A 25,023-nucleotide genomic window follows, 5' to 3' on the forward strand; every position below is an offset into this window, starting at 1 on the left:
TTTACATAACAGCGCTGGGGTTATCCAGACTGTCAGAACCTTCCAGTTCAATGTTGTTCAGCTCCAGGGTGCTGATAACTGCTTCGATGGAACCTGTCTGGGTTTTCAGGGTGTCCACGAAGTTTTGTACCACGGCATTGCCACGATCATTGCCAGCAGCAATCAGGACATCAAAGGGGTTACCTTTTTCCGCTTCGGAAACCAGGGTCTGGCCTGCACCCACGCTGGCATCCAGTTCAGCGCGCAGCTGTTCATCCAGCTCGGCATCCTTGGCGGCAACCAGATCGGAAAGGCTGGGGCCTTGAACCAGGCTGCCGTCGACCCGGGTGTATTCGCCCAGGTAGACGTTGCGGATACCCAGGGCATCATAGTAGTGGGAATTGTGGGTGTTGTCGGAGAAGCAATCATGCTCTTCTTCAGGATCATGCAGCATCAGGCCCAGTTGAGTGCGCTCACCGCCCAGCTCACCATAGGAGAGGCTACCCATGCCAGTCAGGATGGTCGCCAGACCGCCTTCCAGGCCCTTGTCAGCCAGTTGTTGACGGGCTGCACCACCCTCGGCCCAGTTGCCTGCCATTTCTTCCAGATCCGTGATCAACAGGTCGGTGGCAGCTACCAGGTAGTCGCGACGGCGATCGCAGTTACCGCCGGTGCAGTTTTCCAGGCTGAAATCGGTGGCAGGGCGCTCACCATTACCTGGGTTGGTGCCGTAAAGATCCTGGCCCCAGAGGAGAAATTCAATCGCATGGTAACCGGTGGCAACATTGGCTTCCACGGCACCGATTTCGTGCAGGGTTTCACCCAGCAGTTCAGGCGTGATGCTGGAGGCATCAAGCGTGCGGTTGCCTACGGTCAGGGTTTCATTGGCAATGACATTGGCCGAATAATAGGGGTTTTCGGCAAAGGTCTCACCATAGCTACTGGTGTCGACATAATCGATCAGGCCTTCATCCAGGGGCCAGGCGTTTACCTTGCCTTCCCAATCATCAACGATGGCATTACCAAAGCGGTAAACCTCGGTTTGCTGGTAGGGTACACGGGCTTCCAGCCAGGCCAGACGTGCGGCCTTGAGGTTTTCTTCAGTGGGTTGGTCAAGCAGATCCTGAATTTCTCCGCGCAGTGCCTTGGCTGTGATTACAGAATCCGTGTAACCAGCTTCAGCGATATCGGCATAGGTATCTAAAACCGAAGCGGGCGTTGCCTGGGTCTCTTCATTGCTGGTGGCTTGGCAGCCGGTCAGTGCAACCAGGCCGGTAGCTGCGGCCAGGATGGCTAGAGAAGGTAGTGCTTTCATGCGGTGACTCCTTGCTAATGAATAACGTTTCTAGACAATAACACTTCTCATTTGTGATTGAAAGGCAGATGCAGTAAAATCTTTTTGACCGCACACTTATCGGGGATATAAGGGGATGAAAATGGCAGTAACAACTTGTAAGGCAAGGCTTTTTGGACGAGGCCTGCTCCTTGCTCTGGTCTTGGCGGGTACTCAGGTCAGCGCCTCCGACCCGGATCAAGAGGCCAAGGCGCGTTTGGGGCAGCAGCTGTTTTTTGATCCGATTCTGTCCCAGGATCGCACCCAGTCCTGTGCCACCTGCCATGTTCCCGATCAGGGCTTTATGGATGCACGTGATAATGGCGTTGCCGGTTCTGCATCCCTGGGTGATGATGGTCATTCGTTGGGTAACCGCAATACCCCCTCAGCAGGCTATGCCGCTTTAACCCCCGAATTCCATCTCAAGGCTAATGGTGAATATGCTGGCGGCCTTTTCTGGGATGGTCGGGCCAACAGTCTGGCTGAACAGGCCATGGGGCCGCCTCTGAATCCTGTGGAAATGGCCCTGCCGGATGCTGCAACTGCCGCTGAGCGTTTGCTGGAGAAAGAACACTACCGCCAGCAGTTTGCTCAACTCTACGGTGAAGCCGTGAGCGAAGACCCCCAGGCGCTCTATGAAGCCATGGCTGATGCTATTGCTGCCTTTGAAGAAACCGATTTCTTTGCCCCCTTTGATTCGCGTTATGACCGCTATCTAAGAGGAGAGGTGGAGTTTACCCAGCAGGAGGAATTGGGTCGTACCCTGTTTTTCTCCCAGCAATTCACCAATTGCAACTCCTGCCATCAATTACATACTTCGCCTCGGGCTGAGCGGGAAACCTTCAGTAACTATGAATTCCACAATATCGGCGTGCCGGCCAATCAGCAGCTGAATGCAGCTCGAAATTCGGATGCTGTAGATACCGGGCTTTTCCAACATCCACAGATTGATGATCCCGAGCACAAGGGTAAGTTTAAAACGCCTTCCCTGCGTAATGTCGCGGTCACCGGCCCCTATATGCACAATGGTGTTTTCCAGGATTTGCGTACCGTGGTGCTTTTTTATAATCAGTACAACAGCCGTTCACCTGCACGTCAGATCAACCCCGAAACGGGAGAAAACTGGGCTGCTCCGGAAGTGCCGCAAAACCTGTCCCTGGATTTGCTGGAATCCGGTCCGGCACTGGATGACCGTCGCATTGATGCCCTGGTCGCCTTTTTGAAAACCTTGACCGACCAGCGTTACGAGCAGCTATTGCCGGAATCCTGATCCTGGGTCGGGAACTCTTGACCTGGCCTGACCTCCAAAGGTGTATCCACCTTTGGAGGTTTAATCATGAAGCGTTCTTTTGCTGTTCTGGCGAGCACTGGATTGCTGGCGCTTTTGGCCTGGCAGGCCCAATCACAGGAAACTCAGGATGCCGCTTCGACTTCCCTGGATGAAGCGGCAGTAGCCACCTTTGCCGGTGGCTGTTTCTGGTGTGTTGAAGAGGGGTTTGAAAAAATCCCCGGTGTCCTGGAAGCCGTTTCCGGCTATACCGGGGGTGATGAAGCCCAGCCTACCTATGAAGAGGTTTCTTCGGGACAGACGGGACACACCGAGGCTGTTCAGGTGTATTACGACCCTCAAGTAATTACCTACGAAGGTTTGGTCGAGGGCTTCTGGCGATTTATGGACCCCACGGATAACCAGGGCCAGTTTGTTGATCGCGGTCGTCAGTATCGTCCCGGCATTTTTTATCATTCCTCCCAGCAGCAAAGAGTGGCCGAGGCTTCCTTGCAAGCCCTGAAAAACAGTGATCGTTATGACGAACCTCTGGTGATCGAAATTGAAGCCTTTGAGCGCTTTTATCGGGCGGAAGACTATCACCAGGATTACTACCGTAAAAACCCCCTGCGCTACAAGTTCTATACCCATAATTCCGGACGTTACCAGTTTATCGAGGAAGTTTGGGGAGACGATCAGCAGTTGGATTTTTCCCGTTTTCATCCGGAGGCTGACTCTGCAGCGGTTCAGGGGCCACCCGGACCCAACTATCAAAAACCCTCCGATCAAGTTCTGCGTCAGCGCCTGAGTGATGAAGAATTTGAAGTGACTCAGGAGGAGGGCACGGAACGGCCTTTTGAAAATGCCTACTGGGATGAAAAGCGTCCGGGGCTTTATGTGGATATCGTCTCGGGTGAGCCCTTGTTTTCCTCCCGCGATAAATATCGCTCAGGTACTGGCTGGCCCAGTTTTACCCGCCCCATCAGCCCCTCGGTTGTGGTAGAAAGGGAAGATCGCTCCTGGTTGAGTGTGCGTACTGAAATCCGCAGCCGTCTGGCTGATTCTCACCTGGGGCATGTTTTTGAAGATGGTCCCCAGCCAACGGGCCTGCGCTATTGCATGAATTCTGCGGCGATGGAATTTATTCCCCTGCAGGCCATGCGTGAACGCGGCTATGCCGATTTTATTCCAGCCGTGACCGGCGAGTCTGATAACTGAGCGGTTTACCTCTTCCCTTCTTCTGGCTGGTAGGCGAGACTCTGCTAATCTAAACCTAAGAGGCCGAGAATTTGTTATTGCGCTTGCTGATACTGCGTTGAAATTGAATTCAAAGTGCTCATTTACCGGATGTAAACTGCGCGTTTTCTTTCAATTTCGCCTGGTCTGAGCGGCGCTCATCACACAGATTCAAGGCCTCTGAATTGCTTCTCTTCCGGGTGGGGACGATCTTCCCATCCGGATTCTTCCTGACTGCCACAAGCGGTTCAGGGTAACGACAACAAGAAGAAGGAAAATGGGTTATGAGTGACCTGCGTAGTTTTGACGTAGAGCTGATTCAGCACCCTGAGTTTGTGGACCCACAAACTTCGGTTTTGCCCACCTTTGCTCTCCTGCAACAGGATGGCAACCTCTATCCAGGTGCAAAAGCACCGGATATATCCCGCGAACTGGCCTTGAAAATCCACGATACCTTTCTGTTTATCCGTGCATTGGATGAACGCCTTTTGGCTTCCCAGCGCCAGGGGCGGGTCAGCTTCTATATGACCGAAACCGGTGAAGAGGCCGCTGATATCTGTAGTACGGCGGCTCTGGCCGCAGATGACCTGATCATGGCCCAGTACCGGGAGCAGGGGGCGCTGGCCTTCCGCGGCTTCCCGCTGGAGCAGTTTATGCACCAGATTTTTTCCAATGAAAAGGATCTGGGCAAGGGTCGGCAGATGCCCATCCATTATGGCTCCCGTGATCTTCATTACATGACCATTTCATCCCCACTGGGAACCCAACTGCCTCAGGCAACCGGTTATGCCCTGGGCTACAAGCGATCAGGGCAGAAAAACTGTGTGATCTGCTATTTCGGTGAAGGTGCAGCCTCGGAAGGGGATTTTCACGCTGCCCTGAATATGGCCGGTGTATTCCGGGTTCCCGTGATTTTCTTTTGCCGTAATAACGGTTATGCCATCTCCACCCCGGTGCATGAGCAGCTGGCGGGCGATGGTGTGGCTGGGCGTGGTCCCGGCTATGGTCTGAAAACCCTGCGGGTGGATGGCAATGATGCCCTGGCTGTTTACGAGGCAACTCGTCTGGCACGCAAGATGGCTGTTGAGGAACACCAGCCGGTGCTGATTGAAGCCATGACCTATCGTTTGGGTGCTCACTCCAGTTCCGACGATCCCAGTGGCTATCGCAGTCGCAAAGAGGAGGAACGCTGGCGCCAGAAAGACCCGGTGGCGCGTTTCCGTCAATGGTTGATTCATCAGGGTTGGTGGAGTGAAGAAGAGGATGAAACCCGGCGTGAAGAACACCGCCAGGCTGTGATCACCGCGATGAAAAAAGCGGAGAAAGTGCCCAAGCCGCCGCTGGAGGAGCTCTTTACCGATGTCTACAAGGAGATGCCCTGGCATCTGCAGGAGCAATTGGAAGAAGCCCGAGATCTGGTTGAGCGTCACCCTGAAGCCTATCCGGCCACAGCAGGGAGGAAGCAAGCATGAGTCAGATGAATCTTTTGCAGGCGGTGAATATGGCCCTGGATACGGCCATGCAGCAGGACGAGCGCGTTCTTTGTTTTGGTGAGGATGTTGGCGCTTTTGGCGGTGTCTTCCGGGCGACCAGTCATCTGCAGGAAAAATACGGTAAGGATCGCTGCTTTAATACGCCCCTCACCGAACAGGGGATTCTGGGACTGGCCAATGGCCTGGCTGCCCAGGGTCAGGTGCCGGTTGCAGAAATCCAGTTTGCCGATTATATCTTCCCGGCTTTTGACCAGCTCGTGAATGAAACCGCCAAATTTCGTTATCGTTCCGGTGATCAGTTCGATGTCGGTCAACTGACGGTTCGTGCACCCTATGGCGGTGGGATTCACGGGGGGCTTTATCATTCCCAGTCGCCTGAAGCCTATTTCACCCATACCCCCGGTTTGAAAGTGGTGGTGCCTCGTAACCCGCATCAGGCCAAGGGGCTCTTGCTGGCCTCTATCCGTGAGCCTGATCCGGTGCTCTTTTTCGAGCCCAAGAAACTCTATCGTGCCTCAACCGGTGAAGTGCCGGAGGAAGATTATGAAATCCCTCTGGGCCAGGCAGAAGTACTGCGTGAAGGCACGGATATTACCCTGGTGGCCTGGGGAGCGCAGATGCAGGTGATTGAAAAGGCTGCCGAGATGGCGGCAGAGGAGGGCATCTCCTGTGAAGTCATCGATCTGCGCACGCTCCTGCCCTGGGACAGGGATACCCTGGCTGCTTCGGTGAAGAAAACCGGCCGGCTTTTGATTAACCATGAAGCACCCAAAACCTCGGGTTTCGGGGCCGAACTGGCCGCCAGTCTTCAGGAAGTCTGCTTTCTTTATCTGGAAGCCCCCATAGTGCGAGTTACCGGCTGGGATACGCCCTTCCCGCTGGCACTGCAGAATGAATACCTGCCCAATGAACACCGCACCCTGGATGCTATCCGGGCGAGCCTGGATTACTAAGGAGGCCAGAGATGAAAGAAGACTTTATCCTGCCGGACATTGGTGAAGGCATTGTCGAATGTGAGCTGGTCGAATGGCATCTGCAGGAAGGTGATCAAGTCGAGGAAGATCAGCCGGTAGCCGATGTTATGACCGATAAGGCCCTGGTGGAAATTACCGCCATGCATACCGGTCGTATTTCACGCTTGTATTACCAGCCGGGTGAAATTGCCAAGGTCGGTCAGCCTCTGTTTGAAATCGAACGTGAAGGCGATGAAGAGAGGGCTACTCCGGCATCTGATAAACCTGCGGCTACAGCAAGTGAGCCCGCCGCTGTCGAAAAAAGCAATCCGCCAGCTTCTTCATCAGAAACACCCTGCTCCGGCAAGGCTCTGGCGACTCCAGCAGTGCGTCGAATCGCCCGGGAGCTGGAACTGGATCTCAGCCAGATTCAGGGGAGTGGTAAAGATGGACGGGTTTTGAAAGAGGATCTCCTGCCTTATCAAGAGGGGACGGCTCAGCAATCCCCGGCTCAGAAAGAAGAAACCCCGGGAGCAGGCGATCTAACCCGGCCTTTGACAGGGATTCAGGCAGCCATGGCCAAGCAGATGCAGGCCTCGGCCAGCAGTATTCCTCATTTCACCTACGCCGAAGAGGTGGATGTGACCCGGTTGGAGGCACTACGACTGGAACTCAAACCGGATCTTGAAGCCGAGGGGCTGCGCCTGAGCTTGATGCCCTTCTTTATGAAGGCTCTGGCCTTGGCGATTCAGGAATATCCATTGCTCAACAGCCGTGTTAACGAGGCGGTCACGGAGATCACCTACCTGCAAGACGTCAACATTGGCATGGCTGCGGATACACCGCGGGGCCTGCTGGTGCCTAATGTCAAACAGGTGCAGAACAAATCCCTGGTGGAAATTGCTGCCGAGGTGAACCGGCTGACGGATGAAGCCAGAGAAGGCAAATTGGCTCCGGATTCCATGAAGGGAGGAAGTATCAGCATCTCCAATATTGGTGTTCTGGGCGGCACAGTTGCCACCCCGATCATCAACAAGCCGGAAGTGGCCATCGTTGCCCTGGGCCGCATTCAGGAGCTGCCTCGCTTCAACGCCGCCGGAGAAGTGGAAGCCCGTAAGATCTTGCAGGTCAGCTGGTCCGGTGATCACCGGATTATTGATGGCGCCACTATGGCACGCTTTTGCAATCTCTGGAAAAGCTACCTGGAGCAGCCTTCACGTATGTTGACTCGCTTGCGTTAGTGATTCTCCTGAGCGGTCGGGATGTCCGCTCAGGATTCACAGCAGGGTTTTTGTAGCCTTCAGGTAACCCAGCCAGCTGAATTCAGCTGGCTTTTTATTTACTGATTCATCTGCCTGGTTTGGTTTTTTTTGCTAGTATTTCCGCTCTAGACAATATTGATTCGGGAAAGGAGAGGGGTTTATGGCTGGCTCTGCTGATTTTTTACACAAGCTGGGATGCCGTTATCCAGTGATTCAAGCGCCCATGGCGGGTGTAGCCTCTCCACACTTGGCTGCTGAAGTTTGTAATGCTGGTGCGCTGGGCTCGTTGGGATTGGGAGCCAGTTCAGCAACTGTGGCCCGCGAACAGCTAGTAGCCACCCGTCAGCTGACAGAACGACCTTTTAACGCCAATGTGTTTTGCCATCAGCCACCTGCACGTGTTCTCCAGCAGGAAGAAGCCTGGTTGAATCACCTACAGCCGCTGTTTACCGAAACTGGGGCCAGCCGTCCTGGACAACTCAGTGAAGTCTACACCTCCTTTCTGGAAGCCCCTGAACAACTGGATATCCTGCTGGAATTCAAACCGGCCGTGGTCAGTTTTCATTTTGGCTTGCCGCAAGAAGACACTGTTCGTAGTCTGCAAAAGGCGGGTTGTCTGCTGCTGGCTTCGATTACCAACCTGGACGAAGCTCGCAGGGCTGAAGCCCTGGGCATGGATGCTTTGGTGGCTCAGGGAATCGAGGCGGGAGGCCATCGTGGCTGTTTTTACCCGGAAGACGAAGATGAACAGCTGACCACTGATGCCCTGGTCTCTCAAGTCGTTGCGAAGATGAAAACACCCGTAATCGCAGCAGGGGGGCTAATGACCGGGATGGATATTCAGCGGGTTCTGAGCTTGGGTGCGGTCGCAGCACAATTGGGTACGGCTTTTATTGGCTGCCCTGAATCCCTGGCATCTACAGCCTATCGTCAGCAATTATTAAGCGAGGCGGCCAGTCAAACCCGTCTGACCTCGGTGGTTTCCGGGCGTCCGGCTCGAGCCATGAGTAATCGCTTGATCCAGTTCTGTGAAGAAAACCCCGGACCTCGGCCGGCAGCCTACCCTCTAGCCTATGATGCAGCCAAGCAACTTGCTGCAGCCGCCAGCCAGCAGGGTCGCAATGATTTTGGTGTCCACTGGGCCGGGCAAGGTGCTCCCCAGGCGCGTGAACTTCCTGCTGCAGAATTGATCCATCAGTTAGTGCAAGAAATGCACGCAGCAACCCCTTGAATTGAGTTGGAGTTTTTATGACCCCCGTTAAAATTGATATTGTTTCCGATATTGCCTGCCCCTGGTGTGCTATCGGCTATGCCCGTTTGGAAGAGGCCATGCGGCAACTGGAAGGGGAAATGGAATTCCAGGTGGAGTGGCATGCCTTTGAGCTTAACCCTGATCCCAGTGCAGAGGGTGAGCCTATCCTTGAGGCCTTGAGTCGCAAATACGGTCGCTCAGAAGAAGAGATGGAAGGCATTCAGAGCCAGATGCAGGAAATAGCCCAGGGGCTGGGGCTGGATTTTTCCGCCTTGCAGGAGCGACATACCCGCAATACCTTTGATGGCCACCGGCTGGTCAAATGGGCTGCTGAAGCTGGCCTGCAAACCCCGATGAAAAAAGCACTTTTTACAGCCCATTTTGGTCAGGATGCCAAGATCTCCGACCCTCAGGTGCTGGCTGAATTGGCACAAACAGTCGGTTTGGATGCACAGGCTGCCGAGGAGATTCTTGCTGGTGATGCCTACAGCCAGGCAGTTCGTGATGATGAAGCCCGCTGGCAAGAGGCCGGAGTCAGTTCAGTGCCTGCCTATATTATTAACCAGCGCTACTTGATTTCCGGTGCCCAGGAACCGCAAACCCTGGTCAAGGCTCTTCAGGATATTAGCCAGGAAACCGCAGCAGACTAACACCCCCTGTAGCCATCGTGGATGACCACCGCGATGGCATCTTTCCCATTGTATAAATGAGATGATTGAAGGAAAAAACGGTAATGCTTGAAGTCTTGTTGTTGGCCGTGGCCCTGAGTATGGATGCTTTCGCTGTTTCTATCGGTTTGGGAGCCAAACAAAAGGCTTCACCACTCAAGCTGGGCATCAAGGCAGGCCTTTATTTTGGTGGTTTCCAGGCGCTGATGCCCCTGCTAGGCTACCTGGGAGGTCGGGGAGTTCTTGGCTGGATAGAAAGCTACGCCCACTGGATTGCCTTTGCCCTCTTGCTGTTGATCGGCAGTAAAATGATTTATGAAGCCCTGGTGGAAGGCATCGAGGAAGATCTGGCCCAGGTCACCCATCGGGTTTTGCTGGTTCTGGCTATCGCCACGAGTATTGATGCCCTGGCTGCCGGTTTTACCCTGACCCTGCTGGATTTTGATCCCCTGATGGCTTGCGCACTGATCGGTGTGACCACCCTGGGCTTTAGTCTGGCCGGTGTTCAGGTGGGGGTGAAAAGCGGAACCTGGTTGGAAAGCAAGGCGGAGCTTCTTGGCGGTATTATTCTGATTCTGATCGGTTTCAAGATTCTCCTGTTCTGATAGAAACCCTTCCGGGCCACTGGAGCTAGCTGGCTGAAGTGGCCCGGTCGATTTTTTTCTGGAAAGAGGCAGTGTTATGGGAGCTTCTCATCACCACCATCCAGCGGGCGGGCATTCTGCCCATTCGGCAACGGGCAATCTGAAGCTGGCCTTTTTTCTTAATCTGGGGTTTACCCTGATCGAATTTATCGGTGGCATCCTGACCAACAGTACTGCCATCCTGGCCGATGCGATTCATGACCTGGGTGATTCCTTTGCACTGGGTCAGGCCTGGTATTTTGAGTCCCTTTCTCGCAAAGGCCGCACCAATACCTATACCTACGGTTATCGACGCTTTACCCTGCTAGGGGCTTTACTGAGTGCGCTCCTGCTATTGCTCAGTTCCCTTTTTATACTGAGCGAAGCGCTACCGCGTTTGCTGGAACCGGAAGCAGCTCATCCGCAAGGCATGCTCTTGCTGGCGCTTCTGGGCATTGTCGTTAACGGTCTGGCCATGTTGCGTTTGAGTCGCAGTGAGGGGGCTAATATCCGGGTCGTTGCTTTGCACCTGCTTGAAGATGTACTGGGCTGGGTGGCGATTCTGATTGTGGCCGTGGTTCTGATGTTTTGGGACCTGCCTTTTCTTGATCCCTTGCTGGCGATTTTGATCACCCTCTATATTCTGGTTAATGTGATTAAGCAGCTCAAACAGCTGCTGCCTGTTTTTCTTCAGGCTTCACCCGCTTCAGTTGATCTGGATGAGTTGGAGAAACAACTGCTGAGTGTCGATCAGGTGGCTTCCGTTCACCATTTACATCTTTGGTCTCTGGATGGCGAACAGCAGGTTTTAAGCGCGCATCTGGTGACAGCCGAAGCTCTGGATGCCACTGCCTATGAGACCCTTAAAAAGCGCTTACGCGAGGTGATCGATGGCTACCCTGTGCAGCATTCTACGCTGGAGATCGAATGGCCTGAAGAAATCTGCCGCCTGGAGGTTGCTGAAGCAGTCACAAGGTCGTCGCCAAGGTCCCACTGATCGCAACAAGGAGAACAGCATGAAAACCATCGGTCTGCTCGGAGGAATGAGCTGGGAATCAACGCGGGATTATTACACCGCCATCAACCAGGGTATCAAGGCTCGGCTGGGAGGACTGCATTCGGCCAAAATTCTGCTTAAGAGTGTGGATTTTGCCGAGATAGAAGCCTTGCAACATCAGGGTAACTGGGCAGCCACCGCCACTATTCTGGTGGAATCGGCCCGTCAACTGGAAGCGGGCGGCGCCGATTTCTTGCTAATTTGTACCAACACCATGCATAAGGTTGCTCCCGAAATAGAAGCAGCTTTGAGTATTCCACTGTTGCACCTGGCTGATGCTACCGCACAAAAGCTGGTGGCAGCTGACGTTCAGAGGGTGGGACTCTTGGGAACTGCTTTTACCATGGAGCAGAATTTTTACAAGGGACGCTTGAAAGATCGGTTCGGTCTGGAGGTTTTGGTGCCTTCGATGGCTGAGCGCAAGGAAATCCACCGGGTTATTTACGAAGAGCTCTGTCTTGGAGAGATTAAGCCTGAATCACGACAGGTTTATCTGGATGCCATACATCGCCTTGCGGCCGAGGGGGCCGAAGCCGTGATTCTGGGGTGTACGGAAATAGGCTTGTTAGTGAATCAGCAGGATACCAAGGTGCCTCTTTTTGATACCACGGCCATTCATGCCCAGGCGGCTGTGGAGGCAGCACTCAAATAAAACTATATAATAAAAACGGTATTTATTATCAGTCTTTAAACCCGTTGAATAAGGGTCAGTATTGGATTTCCTGATACAGGAGAGGGGTGGTGATGCAGCAGAAATCGCCGGATACAGCGGCTATTCAAAAAGAAGTTCTGGCGTTTATCAGTCAGTTTAAAAGCGGCATCCTGGCCACGGTAACGCCTGAAGGCCAGCCTTTTAGCAGCTATGCTCCCCTGATTTATGAGCAGGATTGCTTTTTTATTTTTATCTCCCGGCTGGCTCAGCATACGGGTAATCTGCAAGCGTCTGCCCAGGCGAGCCTTCTTTTTATTGAAGCAGAAGAGCAGGCCAGTAATATCTTTGCTCGCCAGCGTGCCAGTATCCAGGTGACAGCCCGCCAGTTGGATAAAGCCACGGCAGCCTCTCAGCTTCTACTCGATAAAATGCAGGCACAGTTGGGATCGACCCTGGAGGTTCTGCGCGGGCTGGATGATTTTTGTTTGTTTGAACTGGAGCCCCTGCAGGCTACCTGGGTGACTTGCTTTGCCAAGGCTTTTACCCTCGAAGGTAGAAAACTGGATCAAATTCAACAAAAACAGCCGGATTAAAGCTTTAAAAGGACTATTCAAAAGCAGCTTATGCCAGCTTCTATACAAAAGTGGTTGCTTGGCTTATATTGGTGATCGCTTTTTTCATCAAGGATCAAACCCATCCAGGGAATCAAGGAGCAAAGGATGCGAAACTTTTTGGGTATTCTCAGTTATATTGTCTGCGGTTTTTGTATTCTCGTCTTAAATAGTCTTCTTTTGATCACCAGCCTTGAGAAAGTTGATTTCTCCGCTTTGTTTTTGAGTGTTGCTAGTGTACTGGTGGTGGGGGCAGCTTTTTATTGCCTGGGTTTTTTTCTTCACCGAGGTGCTTCTTGGAAGCTGGCAACCGCCTGGATTCTTTTGGTCGCTGGCTCCCTGGTTGTTATTCAAATGTGCACTTTTCTTTACCTGGATGTAGTTACCCGGGAGCTGTCAATTCTGGGTGTAGGAAGCCTGGCATCCTATTATTTAATGACTTCTGTAATGGTCTTCCTGTGTTTGGGCTGGGGCTTTTCGCTCTACCGTCAAGGCATGGCCGCTTACCATGCCAAGCTGGGGTTGCCAGCCCAAACGGCTGAAGAAGAACGACTGCGAAATGTCTGATGAATCCTGGCACTGATTCGAGACCTGCCTGAACAAATTGGGTTGTTTGAACCCTACCCAGGCAGGTTGGGTAGGGTTAAGTTTCTATCTGATCAGAAGTAGCCATCTCCTTACCTTGACCCCCTTTTCTCAACTTTTAGATTATTCCAGTTGTTGCCCGCTTGTGTTGCTGATCAAATTTCTTTAAGGTTGTATATACAACCAAATTGAGTTCAAGAGATTCCATGCATCCATATCAACAAATCCAGTCGCTGGGTCATTTGACCGGACTAGCCAGCCGCCTGTTTAACCAACTGTTGCACAAGCGTTTTAAAGAAGCCGGTATCGAGCTGACTGCCGAGCAGTGGGGCGTCATTTTGGTGCTGGTCAATCAGGAGCCAAGCACCCAGAGACAAATAGGAGAGTTGCTGTATCTGGAAAAGTCCAGTGTAAGCCGATCCATCAAGGGGTTGGAAAAGCGCGGATGGATACAAGTACGCAAGGCTGATGACGATGCCCGTATAAAGCTGATCTCTCTGACCCCCCAGGCAATGAGTGTGGTCGATCAATGTTCGGCCATCGCAAGGAATGTTTTGCAGGACGCACAAGCGGGCCTGACGGCTGATGAAGTGGCCGTAAACCAGGCTCATCTTGCAGAGATTATCGGTAATCTCCGCAAACTCAATGAATCCTGATCCTCGAGGATCAGGATAAACCAGCAATATTAGAGGATCTCTAGATGAGCAAACGCAATGCATTAATCACCGGTGGTGCTCGTGGTATCGGTGCAGCAACGGCAAAAGCCCTGGCTGCAGATGGCTATCGTGTCTTTATCAACTATGTGAATAGCGCCCAGGTCGCTGCTGATCTGGCTGAAGAAATTAAAGCCGAAGGTGGTGAAGCCTATCCGGTTCAGGCTGATGTCCGCGATGATGCTCAGTTGGAAGCCATGTTTGAAAAAATCCAAAAGGAATATTCCGGGGTGGATGTTCTGGTATCCAACGCCAACATGACTTTTACTCCCAAGCCCTTTATGGATCAGACTTGGGAAGAGTTTTCGCAAAAGCTGAATGATGAAATGCATGCGGCCTATCAGTCAGCCAAGCTGGCTGCAGCCAGCATGAAAGAAAAGCAGTTTGGCCGCCTGGTGTTTATTTCCAGCACCCTGTCGGAAAGCCCTGCGCCCAGTTTTATTGCCCATGGTTCAGCCAAGGGGGCACTGGATAGCTTTAATAAATACTTGGCACAGGAATTAGGTCCCTACGGGATTACTTCCAATATTGTGGCACCCGGTATGGTTGAAACGGATGCAACCCGTGAAGCACCAGAAGAATTCAAGGACTTTATTCGCAGCATCACGCCGACTCAGCGCATTGCCCAGCCTGATGATGTTGCCAATACCGTGCGCTATCTAACCAGTGAAGCCAGCTCTCACATAACCGGAACCTACAATCCAGTTTGTGGTGGGGCTTACCTGCAATAAGTAAGAAAGAGTCTTAAAACCACCCGGGATTTGCCTCCCGGGTGGTTTTTCATTCTCAGCCCTATTGCTCGAGGGTTTCCTCGATCATGCTGGCCAGAGGTGTAGTAGGTCGGCCGATCAACTGGCTCAGTTGATGGCTGCTATCCAGGAGTTCGTTTTCCGCAGCTCCAGCATCGGAATCAGCCAGCAATTCTGCCAGAGGCTCGGGCAGGCCCGCTTCCTTGAGGGCTGCAGCAAAATCAGCTGCTGGCAGATTCTGGTAGCTGATGCTTTTCCCGGTTTGCCGATTGAGTTCCTCGACCAGTTCACCCAGGGTGTAGCTCTCGTCTCCGGCTAATTCGTAAACCTTGCCGGCCTGGTCTTCACTGGTCAGGACTTTAGCAGCAGCAGCGGCATAATCTCTGCGAGCCGCTGAGGCAATGCGTCCTTCCCCGGCTGCTCCCAGAAAAACACCGAAATCCAGGGCGGCGGGAAGGCTGGCCATATAGTTTTCGGTATACCAGCCATTGCGCAGCAGGGTGTAATCCAAACCAGAAGTTGCCAGCGTCTTTTCAGTCTGCCGGTGTTCCTCGGCCAGGCCCAGTTTGCTTTCAGGTGCGCGCAGAATGCTGGTGTAGGCCAGTAGGGATACGCCTGCTTCCTTGGCTGCATTGATGACATTCTGGTGCTGGGTGAATCTTTGCCCCACTTCACTGGAGGAGATTAATAACGCCCGGTCAACGCCTGCAAAGGCCGTTTTTAAGGTTTCGGGTTGAGAGTAATCTGCCTGGCGAATCAGAACACCCTGGTCTGCCAGATCGGCCACCTTTTCCGGCGAGCGAACAGCCGCAATGATCTGATCTGCTGGTTGGGTTTTGAGTAGTTCTTCGATAACAAGGCGACCCAATTGGCCGCTGGCACCGGTTACTAGTAGCATGGTTTCATCCTCTTTCAGGTAAAAATCACTTGTGCTTTGCTGTGATACTGCGCAGACTAGCAACATAAATTACTTTTAGTAAGTACATGCAAAAAGGTAAGTATGAAAAAAAATATTTCTACGCAAACGGCAGTTCTTGACGATCAAGACGCAGCGAGTTTTACCGAACGTTTTCGACGTGGGGATCTGTTTTCCGACCAGTGTCCATCGCGCGATGTACTCAAGCACATTACCAGCCGTTGGGGGGTGTTAATCCTGGTTGCTCTTCAGGGGCAAACTCTGAGATTCAGCGATTTAAGGCGCAAGATTAAAGGCGTTAGTGAGAAGATGCTGGCGCAGACACTTCAAGCGCTGGAAAGCGATGGTTTTGTGAAGCGTATTTCCTATCCGGTTGTGCCGCCCCATGTTGACTACTCCCTGTCAGCATTGGGTGAAGAAGCAGCACAGCAGGTGGCCGGCATTGCTAACTGGATCGAAGACAAGATGCCAGAGATTACTCAAGCTCGCCAAGCTGTTGCCGCAGAACGCGAACAAGAAGCCGCAGCCCGGGCTGAGAACTAGTTGATCACTGAGAATTTGCGTTGGAAGATCCAGCCCAGGATCAGTCCGCGCAGGCCATTAAACAGCAGGAAAGCAGCCCAAAGACCGTGGTTACCATAACCTTTGAGTAGCCACCAGGCGAGCAAAAAGCCGCTCAGTGCCAGCAGCAGGCTGTTTCTCATGGCTGCCGTCCAGGTGGCTCCAATAAAAACCCCGTCATACAGATAACACCACAGCGAAACGGGCAAAAGCAGCCATAACCAGGGTAGGTAGGTTTTTGCCAGCTCACGAACTTCAACCAGGCTGGTGAGTTGATCAATCAGCCAGGGTCCGCCTAACCAAGCTAGAAAAGTGATCAAGACTGCGGTCATCACCGATAACCAGCGACCGGCGTGATAAATGCTTCGAGCCTCGTCAAAGCTGCGGGCATAAGCCTTACCAAAGCGACCTTCCACGGCCTGGGCAAAACCATCCAGCAGGTAGCTGGAGAGCATGACCAACTGCATGAGTACGGCATTGGCCGCCAGATAACTATCTCCCTGACTCGCTCCCTGGCGCGTGAAAAAAGCGAGGGCCAGCAACAGGGCGAGGGTGCGTACAAAGAGATCGGCATTGACCACCAGTAGCTTTTTAAGTGCCTTGGGCTCTGGGTGCAATCCCTTTAAGGGAATCTGTAATTGCCGACAGGTTTTGAGCAACCAGGCAAGCCCCAGGCTGGCAGTGGTTACTTCAGCCAGAAGGCTGGCCCAGGCAACCCCGGCACTGGTCCAGCCCAACCCGAGTACGAACCAAAGGTCCAGAAGGATGTTTATACCGTTACCTGTCACCAGTAGCAGGAGAACGATCCGGGTACGACCCAAGCCGATGGCAACGCCTAGAATAACGTACTGCACCAGTGCAGCCGGTGCACTCCACAGGCGGATAGCCACATAGTCTTCGGCCAGGGGTTGGGTTGTGGGACTGCCTTCCAGTAGACCCAGAAGCTCGCTTAAAAAAGGGCGCAGCAGCTGTAGAGCCAGTCCCAGAAGCAGGGCTAGACTCAGGGCCTGAAGAAGCAGTCGCCCCAGACCCTGGCGATCTTTTTTACCCCAGGCTTGTGCTACTAATCCGGTGGTGCCCATGCGTAAAAAACCGAAGCCCCAGTAGAGAAAACTGAAGATAACCGCACCCAGTGCCACTGCTGCCAGATAACGCTCATCAGGCAGGTGGCCGAGTACGCTGGTATCCACCAATCCCAGCAGGGGGACGGTGCAGTTGGATAGGAGGAGAGGCCAGGCCAGATGAAACAGCTTTCGGGTCTGTTCGGGAGGACGCAAGGAGAACATGAAACGGCGCTTTGTGGCTTGTGAAAAGCCAAGAGGTTAGGCCTTTGAATATTTTTTGCAACAATAAGCTGCAGAGTAGGGGGTTGGTACCGGGAAGCAGGCTGAACCCACTCCCCGGAGTAGGGGGTTATTTGAGGCGTTCAACCCCGATCATTTTCAGGATCTGCTTCTCGTAGAAGGGTTCATGATTGCCGGTTTTCATCTTGCGGATGAAGTATTTTTCAAAGGCCACCTTGGCAACATGCACCCACTTGCCTTTCTTGAACCAGCTGACATTGCGGGGAGGGATCTGTGGCAGGGCAACAAAGGCCGCGCCGGTATCGCCCATGTCAGCCAGACAGATGGCATTCCAGGTGGCTTCGGAGGTGGGTTCTTCGCCCTTGAGTACCGCGTTGATGTTTTCCACGATGGCAGTGACCATGGATTCGATCATATAGCCGGTTTTGGGCACACCGACGGGAACCGGTGTTTTCTCAACGGGGGGAATGGCAATACAAACCCCGGCAGCCCAGATATTGTCATAGACAGGACTACGCTGGTGGTCATCCACCTTGACGAAGCCCCGAGGGTTGCACAAGTCGGGTACTTCGGCCACGCAATCCACGCCCTTGAAGGCGGGCAGCATCATGGAGTGCTTGAAGGGGAGTTCATGCTGCTTGATGACTTCGCCCTCTTCATTGTGCTCATCCACGTACATCATGCCTTCTTCGATCTTACTGACCTTGGCATTGCAGATCCACTTGATGTGGTGGTTACGCAGATCGGATTCCAGCAGGGATTTGGAGTCACCCACGCCGCCCAGGCCCAGGTGGCCAATGTAGGGTTCGCTGGTAACAAAGGTCATGGGAACCTTGTCACGCACCTTGCGGTTTTGCAGTTCCTTGTTGAGGATAAAGGCGTATTCATAGGCAGGGCCGTAACAGCTGGCTCCCGCCATGGCACCGACAACGACCGGGCCGGGTTCCTCGCAGAGTTCTTCAAAATTCTTGTAGGACGCTTCGGCGTGATCCAGGGTACAGACTGACTGGGTATAACCACCGTGGGGGCCGGAACCAGGCACTTCTTCAAAAGCCAGCTTGGGTCCGGTCATGATCATCAGGTGGTCATAGCTGACAGCTTCACCGTTTGCCAAGGCCAGGCTCTTGTTTTCGGGGTCAATTTTTTCAACTTTTTGGGCAATAAAGTTGATTTTGTGTTTTTTCAGCTGAGGAGCGATCTTGAAGCTGATGTCGCTGCCACTGCGCCAGCCTACACCCACCCAAGGGTTGGAAGGTACAAACTGAAAGTAATCGCGTTCATTGATGACAGTGACTTCGTGGGATTTGTCCAGTTTATGGCGCAATTCATAGGCGGCAGCCATACCACCAGTCCCTGCACCCAGGATGACAACGTGAGCCATTACAGGTCTCCTCTTGTTATATTGTTATATGTTCAGCTTCTATCCTAGTATCCTTTTGCTATATTAGTAAAGCTAAAATTAGTAAAAACAGGTTTCTGCAACATCGTTCAAGGAGGGCCAGGTGGCTGGTTCTTTGCATCTCTTGGCGGTTAGAATATTTCACCTGCCTTGCTGGCTCTTGACCAGCTGGAATCTTTTATTGAAGGTTCCCCAATCCGGAAGCAGAGAACTGGGAGATAAACATGCTGAGATCTAAATTCGCCCTGGTGGGCTTGGCGCTTCTAACTTTGACCGCCTGTGGTGATTCCGATATTGATACCTCTTCTGCCAGCGAAGCGGCTGAAGATGCTCGTTCTTCCTTTGAAGAACTGGCGTCAAAACTGACTGGCGAAGGCCAGGAACGCCTGGAAGAGGCACTGGGCGGTGCCTGGAGTGATCTGGAAAACCTGCGTGAAGATCTCAGTCCTGAGCAGATACAGGCGCGCCTGAGTGAAGAATTTGAAGGTCTGTCCGGCGAGGAGTTGCGACAAGCCGTCGAGGAGTATCGAGACGAGTTGCAGCAATAATCCAGGGTGCCTCTAGGCAAGGATGCCTCTGCAATCCACTAACCAGGAGGTGTGAAATGTATAAGCGGGCGACTTGGCAAAAGCTTTTTCTTCTGGGGTTGCTGCTGCTTTTGGGAGCCTGTGCTTCGAGTTATCAGCTGAACCGGGAAACCCAGTCCCTCCTGGCGCAATTGGATGCTACTCAGGCCAGAAATCTTCTACACGGCTACATGATGAAAGATGAGCGGGGTGGTGGTTTCTGTGTCGGCGGGATGACCCAGCGTTCCGGTTATCAAACCCATGATCAACTCATGTTAACCACCCGGGGAGAGCTGAACTTTCTGGGGCATTGGCAGGCATCCCCTGGCCTGAAGGGTTTTACCCTGATTGAAGAGGTGGAAAACTACCCGCTGGAATTACCCCAAGGCTGGCAGGCAGGGCGTCTTCAAGTGGACCTGACCGAGATCGAGACGATTCGCATCAAGGATACCAAGGGGATAGAAGGTGAGAGCTTTTGTGAAGGCTTGTTGCCGGGTAAACTGATCCTGGCTTCGGCCGAGGCCGGTCAGACCAGCATGTATATTAATGTTGTACCTGAACATCTGAACCGGGCGCTGGCTGGACTCAGGTACTTTGCGCGAGATGCCGAAATGCTGGAAGGCACGGGTTTTTAATTTTTGCTGCTAGAACCTATCAAGGAGGAGTTATGACTTATCAAGAATACAAGGTGATCAGTGTGGCTGAAGGCGGCCTGGGAACCGTTTTTCTGGGAGCTTCAGGTATCCCCATTAAAAGAATGGAGGCGACGCTTAATCACGAAGCGGCCGAAGGCTGGACTCTGGTTTTTCAGATCGTTGAGCAAAAGCGTTTTTTGCTTTTCTGGAAAAGAGAAACGGTCATTCTGACTTTGGGTCGTTAACCAGCAAGGCAAAAGTCATGCTCAAAAAAGCCCAAGTCGAAGCTGAAGAGGAAGCCATTCGACGCCAGGTTCGTGACTTGCCGGATGACCAGCGTCTGGCTTTTTTTCAGGCCTGTAAAGACCAGCTCAAGGATCCGGATACCTATGCGGTCTTGAACTGGATTTTTATTGCCGGCTTGCATCACTTCTATCTTGGTCGCTGGCTCTATGGTCTGATTAATATCTGTATCTTCTGGGCCGGGGTTCTGCTGCTCTTTTTAGGTTTGCCCTGGTTGGGCGGTTTTCTAGTGATCGGAATCACTCTGTGGGAAGCCTATGAACTTTTCCGCTCGCAGATTATCGTTGCCCAGCATAATAACTGCTTGATGCGACGCCTCTATCAGCAAATCACTGGAACTTCTTTGATTTGATCCCTGGAAATCGCTTCTTCATGACCCAAGATTCACGCTAGGGTTTTGATTTTTCAATAATCAAATAATAACCTAGTGTATTGATCAACTTTGAGTCTGGAGGTTTTATGAGCGATCTGTTCACGCCCTTGCAGCTGGGTGCTGTGGAAACCAAGAACCGAATTTTCATGGCACCCTTGACCCGCTGCCGGGCGGACCAGGATCACGTGCCCACCGATATGATGGTTGATTACTATGCCCAGAGAGCTTCAGCGGGCCTGATTATTGCTGAAGCTACCATGGCGATGGAAGGGAATTCCTCCTTCTGGCGGGAACCGGGTATCTATTCCCAGGCGCAGATCGATGCCTGGAAAAAAGTGACGGCTGCAGTGCATCAGGAGGGCGGCAAGATCTTCCTGCAAATCTGGCATGGCGGGCGCACCTGCCACCCGGTGCTGAATGAGGGTAAGCAACCGGTTGCCCCCAGTGCGTTGGCCATTACCAGTGACCAGGCCAACACCCCTGAAGGCAAACTGGATTATCCCGAACCCCGTGCTTTGCAGGATCAGGAGTTGCCTGCAATCGTGGAGGGCTTTGCCCAGGCCGCCAAGAATGCTCGTGAGGCAGGTTTTGATGGCGTGGAAATCCACGCAGCCAATGGCTACCTGCTGGATGAGTTCCTGCGCACCAGTGCCAATAAACGTTCTGGCCCCTATGGGGGATCGGTTGAAAATCGCGCGCGTTTACTGCTGGAAGTTGTTGAGGCCGTGGCTGCTGATTGGGATGAGCAACACATCGGTATCCGCTTTTCCCCGCTGAACAGCTTTAACAGCATGCAGGATGAAGATCCTGTGGGTCTGATGACCTGGCTGGCCAGACGTCTGAATGACTATCAACTGGCTTACCTGCACTTGATGCGGGCAGATTTCAAAGGGCAGCAGCAGGCCGATATTCTGACCCCGATTCGGGAAAACTATCAGGGCAACCTGCTGGTCAATATGGGCTATTCTCCTGAGGAAGCCAAGGAAGTGGTCGCTGCAGGCGATGCCGATGCGGTCGCTTTTGGTGTGCCCTTTATCGCCAACCCGGATCTGCCCGAACGTATCCGCCAGGATGCAGAATTGAATTCAGCAGACCCCAAGACCTTCTACACTCAAGGGACCCGAGGCTATACCGATTACCCGCGTTTGCAGGATGCCGTGACCTGATCCTTTTGTTAAATGCTTGAATATTGATGACAGCAGGCAGCAAAGCTGCCTGCCGAGGAGGCTGAAAATGAGTGCGTCCAGTTATACCCCGCCCAGAGTTTGGCAGTGGGAGCCCGGCAATGGTGGTAAATTTGCCAATATCAATCGTCCGGTAGCCGGAGCCACCCATGACAAGGAGTTGCCGCAGGGCGACCATCCGCTGCAGCTTTATTCCCTGGCGACGCCCAATGGCGTCAAGGTCACGGTCATGCTGGAAGAGTTATTGGAAAAAGGCGTCAAGGAGGCTGAATATGATGCCTGGTTAATTGATATTACCGAAGGCGATCAATTCAGTTCGGGCTTTGTGGAAATCAACCCCAACTCCAAAATTCCCGCACTACTGGATAGGAGTGTTCAGCCAGCCCAGCGGGTTTTTGAATCCGGCTCCATCCTGCTCTATTTGGCAGAAAAATTTGGTCACTTTATCCCTCAAGACCTGGCCGCACGTACGGAATGCATGAATTGGGTTTTCTGGCAGATGGGTGCAGCACCCATGTTGGGCGGTGGTTTCGGTCACTTCTATGCCTATGCTCCGGAAAAACTGGAATACCCGATCAACCGTTTTACCATGGAAGTGAAGCGTCAGCTTGATGTGCTGGATCGTCGACTGGCCGAAAATACCTATCTGTCCGGCGAGGAGTACACTATTGCCGATATTCTGGTCTGGCCCTGGTATGGTGCTCTGGTGCTGGGACGTCTTTATGATGCGGCCGAGTTTATCCAGGCGGATAGCTACACCCATGTCAAACGTTGGGCTGAGGCCATTGACCAGCGGCCAGCCGTTCAGCGGGGGCGCAAGGTCAATCGCATCTGGGGCGAGGAAAACGAGCAACTGCGTGAACGCCATTCTTCTGCTGACCTGGATGCCCTGGATTCATGACCGCCTGGGTCCTCCTGGTTATCGGGGGGCTGTTGCTGCTGGTGCTGGTTTCGGTGGTCGTGTCTACCCTGAAAACGGGCATGTCACCCTGGCCCAGTCATGCGGCAGCGCGCCAGGTGATCCTGGGGCAGGTCGCTCAGCTGCTTGATCAGGAGGACCAGGACCGGGTTTTGACCGACCTGGGTTCGGGCTGGGGACATCTGGTCGTGCCCCTGGCCCGGCGTTATCCTCACTGCCGGGTGATCGGTTATGAGGTTTCTTTTTTTCCCTGGTTGGTGAGCTGGCTGCTTAAAAAACTGCTGAGGCTGGATAATCTCACGCTTTATCGAGGTGATTTTTTACAGGCCCCCTGGTATCTAAGTGACCTGGTGATTTGTTATCTGGTATCGCCCAGCATGCAGGCTTTAGCCGAACAGCTAAGACAACGGCAAGAAGGCCCCCGCTACCTGATCAGCCATTTTTTTGCTTTGCCCGGTTATCAGCCCTGGCAAACGCTTCATTTACCGGACTGGTATCGTTCCCCCCTGTATTTTTACCGTCTGACCTCCTGAGGTTTGCCCTGCCAGGCTTGAAGGCGTAATATCCGCCTTCGATTTTCAGCCAAGATCCCGATTCCATGAGCCGCCTCTTTACCAAACCGCGCAAGAAAAAAACCAAGCCTTCTGCTGCTGCGCACCCGACTGCAACCAGGACTCCCTCGACACAGGCACCGAGTTCTGAACTTCATCCCGATGGAGTTCAAATCCTGCGCTTGAGCCATGAGGGGCGGGGAGTCGCCCGCCAGGAAAATGGCAAGACCCTGTTTGTCGAAGGAGCCTTGCCGGGTGAGTGGGTGACGGTGCAGCGGGATCGTTGTCTTAGTCGCTATGATGAAGGCCGGATCCAAGAGCTGCTGGTGGCCAGTGACCAGCGTGTCGAACCTGTTTGCCCGCACTATCTCCACTGTGGTGGTTGTCAGCTGCAACACCTGGAGGCTTCGGCTCAGTTGGATTACAAGCAGCGCCAGGTGGCCGAGCAGTTGGATTTTCCGCTTGAGCAGATGGCTGAGCCGTTGGTAGGCCCCCAATATGGGTATCGGCGTCGAGCCCGGTTGGGGGTTAAATGGCGTAAAGATGGAGAACTGCTGCTGGGCTTCAGGGAAAAAAACTCTGCCCGGATTACCGCCACGCCCGAATGCCGGATATTGACACCTGCCTTACAGCAGCTCCTGCCCGATCTCTATGCCTTTCTGCCCAGACTCGAAGGAGGGCGCCATATTGGCCACTTGGAATTGCTTGAAGCAGAGGGCCAATTGGGGATCGAGATACGCTGGCTACGTAGCTACAAGCGCTTTTCGCCCGCGGATAAGCGTCTCTGGCAAGACTGGGCTGAAGAACGCGGGATTCATCTCTGGCTGAAAGAGGCCAGCGAACGTCATCTTCTGACCCGGCAAGAGCCGGATTTCAGTTACCGGCTGGGTGATCTGGAAATTGGCTTTGCGCCCGGTGACTTTATCCAGGTCAATGCCGAAGTCAATCGTCAGTTGGTCAGCCAGGCTCTGGATTGGCTGGATTTACGTGGAGACGAGCAGCTTCTGGATCTTTTCTGTGGTCTGGGTAATTTCACTCTGCCCCTGGCTCAACACGCCCAACGCGTTGTCGGTGTTGAGGCCTTGGAATCCCAGGTGGAGCGAGGCAGGCAAAATGCTCTTCGCAATCGGTTGGATAATCTGGAGTGGCAGGCGGCCGATCTGGAGGGCTCCCTGGCCCAACAAAGCTTTGCCAACCTAACCTGGGATGGGGTGCTGATTGACCCACCCAGGGCCGGAGCCAAGGCACTGGCTTCACAGGCTAAGGACCTAAAAGCGGCTAAACTTCTCTATGTTTCCTGCAACCCGGCCACGCTGGCTCGGGATGCCGAGCAGCTCAGGCAAGCGGGGTATGAATTGAAGAAACTGGGAATCATGGATATGTTCCCGCAAACGGCCCATGTCGAAAGCCTGGCTCTTTTTGTGCGTACCTCCTAAGCTGGTGTGTTTCTTGCAGCAACCTCTGTATTTATTTGGGAGGTTGCATGTCGAAATCCGGAGCCGCCATACCCCATCTGGGCTTTCCCGCCATAGATGCGGACCATCAGGCTTTTTATGCGCTGCTGGAGAAGGTCGGCGAAGCCGGGGATGATTTCCCGGTTTTGTTCGCTGAACTACTGGCTGCAACAGAAAAGCATTTTTCCTACGAAAATTCCCTCATGGATCGCTATGGTCTGGGTGCTCGTGATGAGCACCAGGCTGAGCATCGTCGTCTTCTCAATGAATTTACCCAGATCAATCGTCGTGTTGCCCGGGGGCTGCATCCTCTGGGGCGGGCCTATGTGCGCGAACGTCTGCCCCAGTGGTTTGTGCAGCATCTGGGCGGTCTGGATTCAGCTTTGGTAGCTGATCTTAAGCAAAGGCAGATTCAGGAGTAATTC

At 53.2% G+C, this 25,023-nt stretch carries 28 protein-coding genes; 24 read left to right on the forward strand and 4 right to left on the reverse strand.

Annotation, left to right across the window (positions count from 1 at the left end):
• Position 1: 1 nt before the first annotated feature.
• Entirely contained in the window at positions 2 to 1,294 is a 1,293-nt protein-coding gene (locus DFK18_RS10725; RefSeq protein WP_114418258.1) for an imelysin family protein, read from the reverse strand.
• Positions 1,295 to 1,415: 121 nt separating this feature from the next.
• Between DFK18_RS10725 and DFK18_RS10730 the strand changes: the two genes are divergently transcribed.
• The 14 genes from DFK18_RS10730 (at position 1,416) to DFK18_RS10795 (ending at position 14,415) form a co-directional block, all read left to right on the forward strand.
• Complete coding sequence (locus tag DFK18_RS10730) at positions 1,416 to 2,582, forward strand: cytochrome-c peroxidase (RefSeq protein WP_114418259.1); 1,167 nt, start codon at positions 1,416 to 1,418, stop codon at positions 2,580 to 2,582.
• A 66-nt stretch (positions 2,583 to 2,648) separates the two neighbouring features.
• Positions 2,649 to 3,797 (forward strand): peptide-methionine (S)-S-oxide reductase MsrA, encoded by a 1,149-nt coding sequence (gene msrA, locus DFK18_RS10735; protein WP_114418260.1) that lies wholly within the window; start codon positions 2,649 to 2,651, stop codon positions 3,795 to 3,797.
• Between the two features lie 302 nt (positions 3,798 to 4,099).
• Positions 4,100 to 5,287: a thiamine pyrophosphate-dependent dehydrogenase E1 component subunit alpha gene (locus tag DFK18_RS10740; protein ID WP_114418261.1), complete on the forward strand. Its 1,188-nt coding sequence runs from the start codon at positions 4,100 to 4,102 to the stop codon at positions 5,285 to 5,287.
• Entirely contained in the window at positions 5,284 to 6,261 is a 978-nt protein-coding gene (locus DFK18_RS10745; RefSeq protein ID WP_114418262.1) for an alpha-ketoacid dehydrogenase subunit beta, read from the forward strand. Before DFK18_RS10740 ends, DFK18_RS10745 begins: the two co-directional genes overlap by 4 nt.
• An 11-nt stretch (positions 6,262 to 6,272) precedes the next feature.
• On the forward strand, positions 6,273 to 7,502 hold the full coding sequence (locus tag DFK18_RS10750; protein WP_114418263.1) for a 2-oxo acid dehydrogenase subunit E2: 1,230 nt from the start codon (positions 6,273 to 6,275) through the stop codon (positions 7,500 to 7,502).
• A 181-nt stretch (positions 7,503 to 7,683) separates the two neighbouring features.
• The gene (locus DFK18_RS10755; protein ID WP_114418264.1) at positions 7,684 to 8,754 is read left to right on the forward strand and encodes an NAD(P)H-dependent flavin oxidoreductase; all 1,071 of its coding nucleotides are present in this window, start codon (positions 7,684 to 7,686) and stop codon (positions 8,752 to 8,754) included.
• 17 nt (positions 8,755 to 8,771) lie between these two features.
• Positions 8,772 to 9,425, forward strand: coding sequence for a DsbA family oxidoreductase (locus DFK18_RS10760; protein ID WP_114418265.1), 654 nt, complete (start codon positions 8,772 to 8,774; stop codon positions 9,423 to 9,425).
• An 83-nt stretch (positions 9,426 to 9,508) separates the two neighbouring features.
• Positions 9,509 to 10,048, forward strand: coding sequence for a manganese efflux pump MntP (locus DFK18_RS10765; protein WP_114418266.1), 540 nt, complete (start codon positions 9,509 to 9,511; stop codon positions 10,046 to 10,048).
• Positions 10,049 to 10,124: 76 nt separating this feature from the next.
• Positions 10,125 to 11,063, forward strand: coding sequence for a cation diffusion facilitator family transporter (locus tag DFK18_RS10770; protein ID WP_114418267.1), 939 nt, complete (start codon positions 10,125 to 10,127; stop codon positions 11,061 to 11,063).
• Positions 11,064 to 11,082: 19 nt separating this feature from the next.
• Positions 11,083 to 11,775, forward strand: coding sequence for an aspartate/glutamate racemase family protein (locus tag DFK18_RS10775; protein WP_114418268.1), 693 nt, complete (start codon positions 11,083 to 11,085; stop codon positions 11,773 to 11,775).
• Positions 11,776 to 11,867: 92 nt separating this feature from the next.
• Positions 11,868 to 12,368 carry a HugZ family pyridoxamine 5'-phosphate oxidase gene (locus DFK18_RS10780; RefSeq protein ID WP_114418269.1) on the forward strand — a complete coding sequence of 167 codons (501 nt, stop codon included), beginning with the start codon at positions 11,868 to 11,870 and terminating at the stop codon, positions 12,366 to 12,368.
• A 126-nt stretch (positions 12,369 to 12,494) separates the two neighbouring features.
• On the forward strand, positions 12,495 to 12,953 hold the full coding sequence (locus tag DFK18_RS10785) for a hypothetical protein (RefSeq protein WP_114418270.1): 459 nt from the start codon (positions 12,495 to 12,497) through the stop codon (positions 12,951 to 12,953).
• Positions 12,954 to 13,177: 224 nt separating this feature from the next.
• The gene (locus DFK18_RS10790; RefSeq protein ID WP_114418271.1) at positions 13,178 to 13,627 is read left to right on the forward strand and encodes a MarR family winged helix-turn-helix transcriptional regulator; all 450 of its coding nucleotides are present in this window, start codon (positions 13,178 to 13,180) and stop codon (positions 13,625 to 13,627) included.
• Between the two features lie 44 nt (positions 13,628 to 13,671).
• Complete coding sequence (locus tag DFK18_RS10795; RefSeq protein ID WP_114418272.1) at positions 13,672 to 14,415, forward strand: SDR family NAD(P)-dependent oxidoreductase; 744 nt, start codon at positions 13,672 to 13,674, stop codon at positions 14,413 to 14,415.
• Between the two features lie 61 nt (positions 14,416 to 14,476).
• On the opposite strand, the gene DFK18_RS10800 is transcribed toward DFK18_RS10795, so the two are convergent.
• Complete coding sequence (locus DFK18_RS10800) at positions 14,477 to 15,331, reverse strand: SDR family oxidoreductase (protein WP_114418327.1); 855 nt, start codon at positions 15,329 to 15,331, stop codon at positions 14,477 to 14,479.
• 102 nt (positions 15,332 to 15,433) lie between these two features.
• On the opposite strand from DFK18_RS10800, the gene DFK18_RS10805 reads away from it, so the two are divergent.
• Positions 15,434 to 15,892 carry a winged helix-turn-helix transcriptional regulator gene (locus tag DFK18_RS10805; RefSeq protein ID WP_114418273.1) on the forward strand — a complete coding sequence of 153 codons (459 nt, stop codon included), beginning with the start codon at positions 15,434 to 15,436 and terminating at the stop codon, positions 15,890 to 15,892.
• On the opposite strand, the gene DFK18_RS10810 is transcribed toward DFK18_RS10805, so the two are convergent.
• Positions 15,889 to 17,196, reverse strand: coding sequence for an MATE family efflux transporter (locus tag DFK18_RS10810; protein WP_114418274.1), 1,308 nt, complete (start codon positions 17,194 to 17,196; stop codon positions 15,889 to 15,891). The two genes, DFK18_RS10805 and DFK18_RS10810, sit on opposite strands and share 4 nt — an antisense overlap.
• A 127-nt stretch (positions 17,197 to 17,323) precedes the next feature.
• Complete coding sequence (locus DFK18_RS10815) at positions 17,324 to 18,595, reverse strand: NAD(P)/FAD-dependent oxidoreductase (RefSeq protein WP_114418275.1); 1,272 nt, start codon at positions 18,593 to 18,595, stop codon at positions 17,324 to 17,326.
• Between the two features lie 242 nt (positions 18,596 to 18,837).
• On the opposite strand from DFK18_RS10815, the gene DFK18_RS10820 reads away from it, so the two are divergent.
• The 9 genes from DFK18_RS10820 to DFK18_RS10860 all read left to right on the forward strand — a co-directional run bounded on the left by DFK18_RS10820 (position 18,838) and on the right by DFK18_RS10860 (position 25,020).
• Positions 18,838 to 19,161, forward strand: a complete 324-nt coding sequence (locus tag DFK18_RS10820) for a hypothetical protein (protein WP_114418276.1) — start codon at positions 18,838 to 18,840, stop codon at positions 19,159 to 19,161.
• Between the two features lie 56 nt (positions 19,162 to 19,217).
• Positions 19,218 to 19,814: a hypothetical protein gene (locus DFK18_RS10825; protein WP_114418277.1), complete on the forward strand. Its 597-nt coding sequence runs from the start codon at positions 19,218 to 19,220 to the stop codon at positions 19,812 to 19,814.
• A gap of 32 nt (positions 19,815 to 19,846) precedes the next feature.
• Positions 19,847 to 20,059: a DUF4177 domain-containing protein gene (locus DFK18_RS10830; RefSeq protein ID WP_114418278.1), complete on the forward strand. Its 213-nt coding sequence runs from the start codon at positions 19,847 to 19,849 to the stop codon at positions 20,057 to 20,059.
• Positions 20,060 to 20,076: 17 nt separating this feature from the next.
• Entirely contained in the window at positions 20,077 to 20,469 is a 393-nt protein-coding gene (locus DFK18_RS10835; RefSeq protein ID WP_114418279.1) for a TM2 domain-containing protein, read from the forward strand.
• A 107-nt stretch (positions 20,470 to 20,576) separates the two neighbouring features.
• The gene (locus DFK18_RS10840) at positions 20,577 to 21,656 is read left to right on the forward strand and encodes an alkene reductase (RefSeq protein WP_114418280.1); all 1,080 of its coding nucleotides are present in this window, start codon (positions 20,577 to 20,579) and stop codon (positions 21,654 to 21,656) included.
• Between the two features lie 67 nt (positions 21,657 to 21,723).
• On the forward strand, positions 21,724 to 22,575 hold the full coding sequence (gene yghU / locus DFK18_RS10845) for a glutathione-dependent disulfide-bond oxidoreductase (RefSeq protein ID WP_114418281.1): 852 nt from the start codon (positions 21,724 to 21,726) through the stop codon (positions 22,573 to 22,575).
• Positions 22,572 to 23,126, forward strand: coding sequence for a class I SAM-dependent methyltransferase (locus DFK18_RS10850; RefSeq protein ID WP_114418282.1), 555 nt, complete (start codon positions 22,572 to 22,574; stop codon positions 23,124 to 23,126). The genes yghU and DFK18_RS10850 overlap by 4 nt, the downstream gene beginning before the upstream one ends.
• 65 nt (positions 23,127 to 23,191) lie before the next feature.
• The gene (gene rlmD, locus DFK18_RS10855; protein ID WP_114418283.1) at positions 23,192 to 24,580 is read left to right on the forward strand and encodes a 23S rRNA (uracil(1939)-C(5))-methyltransferase RlmD; all 1,389 of its coding nucleotides are present in this window, start codon (positions 23,192 to 23,194) and stop codon (positions 24,578 to 24,580) included.
• 47 nt (positions 24,581 to 24,627) lie between these two features.
• Positions 24,628 to 25,020, forward strand: a complete 393-nt coding sequence (locus tag DFK18_RS10860) for a bacteriohemerythrin (protein WP_114418284.1) — start codon at positions 24,628 to 24,630, stop codon at positions 25,018 to 25,020.
• Positions 25,021 to 25,023 lie beyond the last annotated feature (3 nt).

It is taken from the genome of Marinospirillum perlucidum, assembly GCF_003336805.1.
Taxonomy (GTDB): Bacteria; Pseudomonadota; Gammaproteobacteria; order Pseudomonadales; family Halomonadaceae; genus Marinospirillum; species Marinospirillum perlucidum.

Bases quoted from the DNA above. Each gene is read 5' to 3' on its own strand.
- DFK18_RS10760 (WP_114418265.1), top strand. From the start codon at position 8,772: ATGACCCCCGTTAAAATTGATATTGTTTCCGATATTGCCTGCCCCTGG.
- DFK18_RS10815 (WP_114418275.1), bottom strand. From the start codon at position 18,595: ATGGCTCACGTTGTCATCCTGGGTGCAGGGACTGGTGGTATGGCTGCC.
- rlmD (WP_114418283.1), top strand. From the start codon at position 23,192: ATGAGCCGCCTCTTTACCAAACCGCGCAAGAAAAAAACCAAGCCTTCT.
- yghU (WP_114418281.1), top strand. From the start codon at position 21,724: ATGAGTGCGTCCAGTTATACCCCGCCCAGAGTTTGGCAGTGGGAGCCC.
- DFK18_RS10775 (WP_114418268.1), top strand. From the start codon at position 11,083: ATGAAAACCATCGGTCTGCTCGGAGGAATGAGCTGGGAATCAACGCGG.
- DFK18_RS10810 (WP_114418274.1), bottom strand. From the start codon at position 17,196: ATGTTCTCCTTGCGTCCTCCCGAACAGACCCGAAAGCTGTTTCATCTG.
- DFK18_RS10800 (WP_114418327.1), bottom strand. From the start codon at position 15,331: ATGCTACTAGTAACCGGTGCCAGCGGCCAATTGGGTCGCCTTGTTATC.
- DFK18_RS10820 (WP_114418276.1), top strand. From the start codon at position 18,838: ATGCTGAGATCTAAATTCGCCCTGGTGGGCTTGGCGCTTCTAACTTTG.
- DFK18_RS10795 (WP_114418272.1), top strand. From the start codon at position 13,672: ATGAGCAAACGCAATGCATTAATCACCGGTGGTGCTCGTGGTATCGGT.
- DFK18_RS10725 (WP_114418258.1), bottom strand. From the start codon at position 1,294: ATGAAAGCACTACCTTCTCTAGCCATCCTGGCCGCAGCTACCGGCCTG.
- DFK18_RS10765 (WP_114418266.1), top strand. From the start codon at position 9,509: ATGCTTGAAGTCTTGTTGTTGGCCGTGGCCCTGAGTATGGATGCTTTC.
- DFK18_RS10745 (WP_114418262.1), top strand. From the start codon at position 5,284: ATGAGTCAGATGAATCTTTTGCAGGCGGTGAATATGGCCCTGGATACG.
- DFK18_RS10740 (WP_114418261.1), top strand. From the start codon at position 4,100: ATGAGTGACCTGCGTAGTTTTGACGTAGAGCTGATTCAGCACCCTGAG.
- DFK18_RS10790 (WP_114418271.1), top strand. From the start codon at position 13,178: ATGCATCCATATCAACAAATCCAGTCGCTGGGTCATTTGACCGGACTA.
- DFK18_RS10840 (WP_114418280.1), top strand. From the start codon at position 20,577: ATGAGCGATCTGTTCACGCCCTTGCAGCTGGGTGCTGTGGAAACCAAG.
- DFK18_RS10750 (WP_114418263.1), top strand. From the start codon at position 6,273: ATGAAAGAAGACTTTATCCTGCCGGACATTGGTGAAGGCATTGTCGAA.
- DFK18_RS10770 (WP_114418267.1), top strand. From the start codon at position 10,125: ATGGGAGCTTCTCATCACCACCATCCAGCGGGCGGGCATTCTGCCCAT.
- DFK18_RS10850 (WP_114418282.1), top strand. From the start codon at position 22,572: ATGACCGCCTGGGTCCTCCTGGTTATCGGGGGGCTGTTGCTGCTGGTG.
- DFK18_RS10785 (WP_114418270.1), top strand. From the start codon at position 12,495: ATGCGAAACTTTTTGGGTATTCTCAGTTATATTGTCTGCGGTTTTTGT.
- DFK18_RS10835 (WP_114418279.1), top strand. From the start codon at position 20,077: ATGCTCAAAAAAGCCCAAGTCGAAGCTGAAGAGGAAGCCATTCGACGC.
- DFK18_RS10755 (WP_114418264.1), top strand. From the start codon at position 7,684: ATGGCTGGCTCTGCTGATTTTTTACACAAGCTGGGATGCCGTTATCCA.
- msrA (WP_114418260.1), top strand. From the start codon at position 2,649: ATGAAGCGTTCTTTTGCTGTTCTGGCGAGCACTGGATTGCTGGCGCTT.
- DFK18_RS10780 (WP_114418269.1), top strand. From the start codon at position 11,868: ATGCAGCAGAAATCGCCGGATACAGCGGCTATTCAAAAAGAAGTTCTG.
- DFK18_RS10805 (WP_114418273.1), top strand. From the start codon at position 15,434: ATGAAAAAAAATATTTCTACGCAAACGGCAGTTCTTGACGATCAAGAC.
- DFK18_RS10730 (WP_114418259.1), top strand. From the start codon at position 1,416: ATGGCAGTAACAACTTGTAAGGCAAGGCTTTTTGGACGAGGCCTGCTC.
- DFK18_RS10830 (WP_114418278.1), top strand. From the start codon at position 19,847: ATGACTTATCAAGAATACAAGGTGATCAGTGTGGCTGAAGGCGGCCTG.
- DFK18_RS10860 (WP_114418284.1), top strand. From the start codon at position 24,628: ATGTCGAAATCCGGAGCCGCCATACCCCATCTGGGCTTTCCCGCCATA.
- DFK18_RS10825 (WP_114418277.1), top strand. From the start codon at position 19,218: ATGTATAAGCGGGCGACTTGGCAAAAGCTTTTTCTTCTGGGGTTGCTG.